Origin of the sequence: Streptomyces sp. MK37H (assembly GCF_018035285.1) — a bacterium.
Taxonomy (GTDB): Bacteria; Actinomycetota; Actinomycetes; order Streptomycetales; family Streptomycetaceae; genus Streptomyces; species Streptomyces endocoffeicus.
In genome coordinates, this window is sequence record NZ_JAAAYH010000488.1 from 1 (window position 1) to 6,386 (window position 6,386).

Here is a 6,386-nt window from a genome sequence, read left to right on the forward strand (position 1 = left end):
GTGGGCGGCTGCTGATGGGGGGCGGTCTCGGTACGGCGGGCCGCCGCGACCGCGCCATTGCCGACCGTGTCCTGCCCGGCGGGCCGCAACCGGGTGGAGGAGGCCGGGGGCGCCGCGGGTCCGCGTCCGCCGGACAGGGCGGCCGTCACCGCCGCGTTGGACAGGGGCACCTGGGGCCGCCCGGGGTCGCGTACCTCTGGGCGCCCGGGGGCGCGTACCTCCGGCCGATCCTGTGCGGGGGCCGGTACCGTCTTCGACACCCTGGGCCGCAGGGCGAGAGCCTTCGGCGGTGGCATCGGACGGAACCCCTTCCACGCATGTCGGTGCCGACAGGAACGTGGCGTCCCGCTGACACTCCCCGACGAGGGTGGCAGCACGGGCATGACGAAGACGTCACCCCCGTGTCTTCCCAGCGTCTCCAGGAGCGTGGGGAGGCCCCGCGGTCACAGGGGGCCGAGCAGGGCGGTGGTGAGTCCGCACAGTGCCTTGATCAGGTCCTGGCCCAGTGCCCGCCAGGAGTCCTCCGCCGTGGCACGGTCGATGCGGCCGTTCGCCAGGTCGTATTCCAGCTCGGCGAAGGCGTGGACGGAGAGCTGGCGCACCATGGTGCCGTGCCGGGCGATGAGTTCGGGGCGGATGCCGTCCCGGCGGATGGCACCGATCTCGTCCAGGACGCGGAGCGAAGGAGTGTCCAGATGGTCCCGCAGGACGTAGTCACGGAGTGCGGGTTCGACGAGGGCCTGGGCGAAGAAGCGGGCACACCACGTGGGCGTGCCCGCTTCGATGTGGTTCTCGACGGTCGGCAGGATCAGGCAGCTGTAGTGCTCCTCCAGGGACACGGTCTCCTGCCCGCGCAGCGCCTCCACCATCGCGATGCGGTGTTTCTCGACCAGACGGGTGTGGCTCGACAGAATCGTCTTGATGAGCCCGTCACGGCTCTCGAAGTGGTACTGCACCGCTGAGTTGTTGCGCTGGCCGGCCGCCTCGCTGATCTGCCGGACCGAGACGTTCGCGAAGCCCCGCTCGGCGTAGAGCCGCTCGGCGGTGCGCATCAGCTTGTCCCGCGCGAGCGCGGAGCGTGGAGACGGCGGGGCGGCCGGGCCGGGAGGAGTCATCCCGTCAGGCTAATGGCACCGACCGGCCATGCTCCGGCCGCCGACGGACGGCTCCGCTCGCTCACCGCGCCGCCGCGGACCGTCACCATGTGACCCACAGGTCCTCGAACCCGCCCGCCGAGATCCCCTCGCGCACGCGGAGGTCTTCCGGGGTGTCCCGCAGCCGCAGTTCGGGCAGGTGCCTGACGAGGGTGGCCAGGCACACCTGGAGTTCCACCCGGGCCAGCGTCTGACCGACACAGAAATGCGGTCCGGCACCGAAGGCGACGTGCTGGGCGCCGTTCTCCCGGCGCGGATCGAACCGGTCGGGGTCGGGGAACTTGCGCTCGTCCCGGTTGGCGGCGTGCAGATTGACGAACAAGGTGCTCCCCGCGCCCACCGGCACCCCGTTGACCTCCGTGTCCTCGGTGATGAACCGGGGGATGCCCACCCCGCCGAGGGCGTCCATCCGCAGGGCTTCCTCGACCACTCCCGGTACCAAGCCGGGATCGGCGACCACGGTTTCGTAGCGCTCCCGCTCCGACAGCAGCATCGCCGTCATCTTGAGGATCATGTTCGAGGTGGTCTCGTGCCCCGCGAGCAGGAGACCGACCACGGTGGCGATGAGTTCGTCGTGGCTGAGCCGGCCGTCCTGGCTGTCGGTGATCTGGGTCAGCTCACTGAGCAGGTCATCACCCGGCCGCGCCCGCTTGCGCTCCACGAGATCGGATGCGTACGCGCGGAACTCCGCTTGCGCGTCGTCCACTTCGGCCTGGGTGTAGCGCGTCAACGTCAGCAGGGTTTCTGACCAGCGCGCGAACTTGTCCTGGTCCTCGCTCGGCGCGCCCAGCAGCGCGCAGATGACCCGCACGGGAAGAGGGAGGGCCAGTGCCGCACGGAGATCCGCGGGTGACCCCTCGGCCACCATGGCATCCGCCAACCCGTCGGCCATCTGCTGGACACGTGGGCGCCACGCCTCCATCTTCTTGACCGTGAACGCCCGGCTGAGCAGCCGTCGCCACCTCCGGTGTCCCGGGCCCTCCTTGATGTCGGCGTCACCCTGGGAGGGTCGGCTGAACGTCCCCCCGTCCTCGGTGGTCGACATGCGCGCGGCGCCCTCGCGGGCGAGATTGCGGCTGAACCGCGGGTCGGTCAGCAGCCCACGGACCTCCTCGTACCCGGTCAGCAGACCGACCACATCCCCACTGGGCATCCGTACGTGCGCGACGGGGCATGTGGCCCGCGTCTCAACCCACTCCCGCGGTGGCTCCAGCGCGTTCGGCTGCTCGAAGGGGTAGTCGGGGATGGCTTGCGTCATGGGGGGACTCCTCCGGTGTCGGGGATCTGTGATCACCGTAAGTCGATCGTCTTATTAAGACAATCGGCTTAGAAGAGGTGGCCGACATTCGACCGACAGCCAACAGGTGTGGTTGGGCGCGGCGCATCCGGGGTAGGGAGGCGTGTGGGACCGCCACGCTCAGACGTCGCGGCCGGCGCGGTGAGTGCACCCGCGCGCACGGGGTCAACAGCTCCCGCCTTTGTCTAAGGAAATTTGCAGAACTTGCCTGCGGGGGCCTTTTGGTGCGCTTTCGGGCCGACGGCGAAGCTAGCATCGAGATCGAGCCAGCCGGTGTAGCCGCCGACGACCTCGATGCATGGATTGTGAATCGATGGAGGAGTCTTGGTCGACGCCCCGCACCCCCCTGTGTCACTGCCTACCAAGCGGAGCTGCCCCTTCGACCCTCCGGATGGCTACACCTCCCTGCGCGAGCAGGAGCGGATAACGCGCATGAGTTATCCGGGCGGCACGCCCGGGTGGCTCATCACCCGCCATGCCGAAGCGAAGGAACTGCTCACCCATAAGAGCTTCAGCGCGCGCCAGGAAGGGATAATCTCCCCCGTTCCCACGGAGCTGGCGTACGACGGTCCGGCCGATCCGGGCGCCTTTGCGAAGACGGACGACCCGGTCCACAGCAAGTATCGCAAGCTGGTCACCGGCTTTTTCACGGTCCGGCGCACGCGTCAGCTCGCCCCCATGATCGAGCGAATCGTGCACGAGCAGCTCGACGATCTGGAAAAGGCCGGTCCGGGCGCCGATCTGGTGGAGGTCTTCACCGAATCCGTTCCGTCCCGGGTGATGTGCGAGATGATCGGCGTCCCCGAATCGGAGCGGAAGAGCCTCCAGCGTCATGTGGAGACACTCGGCCGGCTCTCCTCCACCGTTCCCGAGGCGCTTGCCGCCGTGTCCGGGATGAGTGGGTTCCTGGCCCGCTTCGTCCCCACCCGGATGGACGACCCCCGGGACGACATCCTCGGAGACCTGATCCGCGGCGGGCAGCTCACCGAGCAAGAACTCATGGGCATGACCGCCACGTTGATCACCGGGGCCTTCGACACCACGGGCAACATGCTCGCCATGGGCGTCTACACCCTGCTCGAGCACCCCGATCAACTGGCCAAGCTCCAGGAGGACCCGGAGCTCATGGGGGCCGCCGTCGAGGAGCTCCTCCGCTTCCTCACCATCTCCCACCTCGGGGCCAGCCGGTGGGCGCTCGAAGACGTCGAGTTCGCCGGTCAGACCATCAAGAAGGGCGAGGTGGTCACCGTCGCCCTCCCCGCCGTCAACCGCGACCCCGAGCGCTACGAGAACCCCGATCAGCTGGACATCGGCCGTACGGACCACGGGCACCTGGGGCTCGGCCACGGCGTCCACCAGTGTCTCGGCCAGCACCTCGCCCGCACGATCCTGCGCGTCGGCTACGAGGCCCTGTTCGACAGGTTCCCCACGCTGCGGCTGGCCGTGCCGAGCGATGAGATCCAGATGCGCGACGACTTCGTGCACTACGGCCCCAGGTCGCTCCCCGTCACCTGGGACGACTGATCGAGATGTACAAGCGGTGAATGCGACGGGCGGTGGGGAGTTCTCCCACCGTCCGTCACCGTCACGCAAGAGGGCCCACAAGACGTGGACATGTCGGCCATCCCGAACAACAAGGTAGGACTGAGACCCGATGAGGATCACCGCCGACCGTGAGGTGTGCTGTGCGGCGGGCCAGTGCGCGCTGATCGCACCTGACCTGTTCGACCAGAGTGACGAGGACGGCTCCGTCGTGCTGCTCGACGCACAGCCCGACGCCGGACGGCTGGACGTTCTGCGTGAGGTCGTATCCCGCTGCCCAACCGGTGCGATCCGCCTCGAAGAAGAACCTGGCGCGTGAAAACAGCGCGTGAAATTTCGGGGGCGCGAATAGCGGCGGAGAACGCAACCGTGGCAAGGATCACACGGCTGGTGAAACGCTACGAAACCAAATCCCCCGGAACATCGTCCGGGGTTGTCAACCATGCCTGGGTGGGTTTCTAGGGTTTCCCTTACGGGACCGGGGCTAGTGTGGCCGGTGTCCGTCTGGCAATGCGTGTTTTCATAACTTTCAGGGCCGTTGCGCTCTTCCAGCGAACGACGCGTTAAGTGTGGAGTTTCTGATGCCTGATGCATCCAACCAGAACAAAGCCGTTGAAGCGCTGCGCAAGTCGTTCAAGGAAATCGAGCGGCTCCGGCGTCAGAACCGCCAGCTGATCAGCTCGGCAACCGAACCCATTGCCATCATCGGTATGGCCTGCCGATTTCCGGGTGGAGTGAATTCCCCGGAGGCGCTGTGGCGCCTGGTCGCCGATGGAGCGGACGCCATCTCGCCCTTCCCGACAAACCGCGGCTGGGACGTGGAGGGGATCTACAATCCGGATCCGGAGCATCCGGGTACCAGTTACGTTCGCGAAGGCGGCTTCCTTCACGACGCGGACCAATTCGACTCCGCGTTCTTCGGCATCTCGCCCCGCGAGGCCCTGGCCATGGACCCGCAGCAGCGGCTGTTGCTGGAGACGTCGTGGGAGGTCATGGAGCGGGCGGGCATCGACCCCGCGTCGCTGCGTGGCAGCCAGACAGGCGTCTTCACCGGCGCCATGCACACCACCTACGCCTCCGAGGCCGCGCAGATCCCGGACGAGATCGAGCCGTACCTCCACAACGGCGCCACCACCAGCATCGCCTCGGGTCGGGTCTCCTACACCTTCGGCTTCGAAGGTCCCGCGCTGACCGTGGACACCGCCTGCTCCTCGGCGCTGGTCGCCCTGCACCTGGCCGCGCAGGCGCTGCGCCAGGGCGAGTGCTCCATGGCGCTGGTCGGCGGTGCGACGGTCATGGTGAGCCCCAAGGGCTTCGTCACCTTCAGCCGCCAGCGCGGACTGGCCGCCGACGGCCGGTGCAAGGCGTTCGCCGACGGAGCCGACGGCACCACCTGGTCCGAGGGCATCGGTGTGCTGCTGGTGGAGCGGCTGTCCGACGCCCGGCGCAACGGGCACCAGATCCTGGCGGTGGTACGCGGCTCCGCCGTGAACCAGGACGGCGCGAGCAACGGTCTGACGGCCCCCAACGGCCCGTCACAGCGCCGCGTCATCCGGCAGGCCCTGGAAAACTGCGAGCTGACTCCCGGTCAGATCGACGCGGTCGAGGCGCACGGTACCGGTACCACGCTGGGCGACCCGATCGAGGCGCAGGCACTGCTGGCCACGTACGGGCAGGACCGGCCGGAGGGGCGGCCGCTGTGGCTGGGCTCGCTGAAGTCGAACCTCGGCCACACACAGGCCGCCGCCGGTGTCGCGGGCGTCATCAAGATGGTGATGGCGATGCGGCACGGCGTTCTGCCGAAGACACTGCACGTCGACGCCCCGTCGAGCCATGTGGACTGGTCCGAGGGCGAGATCGAGCTGCTGACCGAGTCGACCCCGTGGCCGGAGACGGGTGAGCCCCGCAGGGCCGGTGTGTCGTCGTTCGGTGTGAGCGGGACGAACGCGCATGTGATCCTGGAGCAGGCTCCGGAGGCCGAGGCGGCCGAGGTTGAGGCCGAGGAGCCCGCTGACGGTGGTGTCGCGGGTATCGCGGGCCCGGTGGCGTGGGTGGTGTCGGGCAAGACCGACGCCGCGTTGCGGGAGCAGGCCGGGCGGTTGCGGGAGTTCGTGGCCGAGCGTGCGGAGCTGGGCGCCGCCGATGTGGCGCTCTCGCTGGCCACGACCAGGTACGCGTTCGAGCAGCGCGCCGTGGTGACCGGGTCCGGCCGTGAGGAACTCCTCGAGCGCCTGGCGGCGGTGGCCGAGGGCGCCAAGCTCCCCGGTGTGGTGTGGGGGAAGGACGCCGAAACGCCCGGTCGTTCGGTGTTCGTGTTCCCGGGGCAGGGGGCGCAGTGGGTGGGTATGGCGGTGGGGTTGTTGGAGTCCTCGCCGGTGTTCGCGGAGGCGATC

The 6,386-nt window shown here is 68.6% G+C and carries 5 protein-coding genes; 3 read left to right on the top strand and 2 right to left on the bottom strand.

Features of this window, described 5'->3' with window-relative positions; genetic code table 11:
- Nucleotides 1-443: 443 nt before the first annotated feature.
- Both GWI24_RS38570 and GWI24_RS38575 read right to left on the bottom strand, forming a co-directional pair.
- Nucleotides 444-1,115 (bottom strand): TetR/AcrR family transcriptional regulator, encoded by a 672-nt coding sequence (locus GWI24_RS38570; RefSeq protein ID WP_210950695.1) that lies wholly within the window; start codon nt 1,113-1,115, stop codon nt 444-446.
- An 82-nt stretch (nt 1,116-1,197) separates the two neighbouring features.
- Complete coding sequence (locus GWI24_RS38575; protein ID WP_210950696.1) at nt 1,198-2,412, bottom strand: cytochrome P450; 1,215 nt, start codon at nt 2,410-2,412, stop codon at nt 1,198-1,200.
- A 471-nt stretch (nt 2,413-2,883) separates the two neighbouring features.
- On the opposite strand from GWI24_RS38575, the gene GWI24_RS38580 reads away from it, so the two are divergent.
- From GWI24_RS38580 to GWI24_RS38590, 3 genes are all read left to right on the top strand, one after another.
- The gene (locus GWI24_RS38580; protein WP_247617486.1) at nt 2,884-3,975 is read left to right on the top strand and encodes a cytochrome P450; all 1,092 of its coding nucleotides are present in this window, start codon (nt 2,884-2,886) and stop codon (nt 3,973-3,975) included.
- Nucleotides 3,976-4,105: 130 nt separating this feature from the next.
- Complete coding sequence (locus GWI24_RS38585; RefSeq protein ID WP_210950698.1) at nt 4,106-4,312, top strand: ferredoxin; 207 nt, start codon at nt 4,106-4,108, stop codon at nt 4,310-4,312.
- 262 nt (nt 4,313-4,574) lie between these two features.
- A partial coding sequence (locus GWI24_RS38590; protein ID WP_247617487.1) for a type I polyketide synthase occupies nt 4,575-6,386 on the top strand: 1,812 nt, incomplete at its 3' end.